A 1,518-nucleotide genomic window follows, 5' to 3' on the forward strand; every position below is an offset into this window, starting at 1 on the left:
TAACATGGGGTTTATAAATACACAAAATACGGTACACAACCACTCATTATCAAAAAAATTATTTTATTCAGCAGAAAGCTTATCCCTTAAATCCATGGCTTTCTTCCACGTTTTCTTTCTTATTAGGCCAACATATCCGCCTATGAATACCGCCATGAATATTATTGAGCTGGTGAAACCCACAACAGCGCCATATTTTATAAATAGAACACCCTCTATTATTGAATTGAATGCACCAACAAGGTTTAACATGCCATTATAGAAGCCATATACAGTGCCTGCGGTACCTGATGGTGAAAGGTCTATTGCATTAACAGCCCATGAACCAACTGTGAGGTTCATCATCCCGGCGCCGGCCGCCAGTAAAAGCACTGTTGGAACTAAAAGGTGTGCTGTTCCTGTGAAGTATGATAGGCCTATCATTACAATCATTATGCTCATTGGAAGCAGTGATCCTATTCTTCTGGCATTTACCTTTGAAAATTTCTTTAGGAGCCCATCATTTAAAGGACCGGATCCAAGGAAGCCCGCAATTAGGGCAGTATCAACCGCTGCTGTGTATATTCCGCTGGTGGTTACTGAATGAACAAATGTAGAGAACAGCAGTGTTGGCAGCCAGTATAGGAATGTGTATAAAATATATCCAAATGATAGGAAGATTAAAAGTGTGCCGATGCCTGCCTGTGTTGTAAAAACCATTCTAAGTGTTTTTCTCCATGCATCCTTTGGGCCAACCTTCTTTTCATTGACCTGCTCCTGATTTTTTCCCTCATTTATGTAGTCAAGCTCTGCCTGATTTACACCCTTATGCTCAGCCGGTGTATCCCTAACATAAAAATACCATATAAGTGCAAATACTATGCCAAGTGCACCAAAGAATATGAAAGGTGCGGGCCATCCAAATAATGCGTATATCGCAACGCCGATGGTGGCTGCGACAACCGGTCCAACTGCCTGGCCTGCACCAGCCCATGTATATGCCTTTGACTCATCGTACCTGTTTGTCCATGTTTTCGCACTTTTTGCGTTTACCGGCCAGACAGGTCCCTCTCCTGCACCCATGAAAAGCCTGACAATCAGCATTGAAATAAAATTAAAGGTTGCAGCTGTCAGCACCGTGAAAACAGACCATATGGCATAAAATGTGGCCATGGATTTCCTCAGGCCAAGCTTATCAACAATTGATCCCCCAGGAAAATTAAAGAGTGCATACGCAAGTGACCAGCCAAATAAAATTAATGAATACTCTGATATTCCTGCTCCCGCAACACCGTATGAGGAAATTGACTTCGTCCAGCCGAAGGCGAAGGCATATGCCGGTGCTGTTATTGTCCATATTTCCCTGTCAGCGTAATTGAACATTATTGCAATGAATAGCATTATTGGAATTATCCACCGAACATTGCTTTTTTTCTGTACGTTTACATTCTCTCTTTTGGTTTCTTCTATCATAAAAACACCATCTATATAACATATATAAACTATATATATTATTTAAATTTATTCATAAAGACTTAA

1 protein-coding gene is annotated in these 1,518 nt (G+C 40.8%); it reads right to left on the reverse strand.

What is annotated here, in order from left to right; translation table 11 throughout:
* Window positions 1-63 precede the first annotated feature (63 nt).
* Complete coding sequence (locus AOG54_RS03520) at window positions 64-1,452, reverse strand: MFS transporter (RefSeq protein WP_197065840.1); 1,389 nt, start codon at window positions 1,450-1,452, stop codon at window positions 64-66.
* Between the last annotated feature and the right edge of the window lie 66 nt (window positions 1,453-1,518).

This window comes from Acidiplasma aeolicum, assembly GCF_001402945.1.
Taxonomy (GTDB): Archaea; Thermoplasmatota; Thermoplasmata; order Thermoplasmatales; family Thermoplasmataceae; genus Acidiplasma; species Acidiplasma aeolicum.

Coding starts and splice junctions, on each gene's coding strand:
- AOG54_RS03520 (WP_197065840.1), bottom strand. CDS start 1,452: ATGATAGAAGAAACCAAAAGAGAGAATGTAAACGTACAGAAAAAAAGC.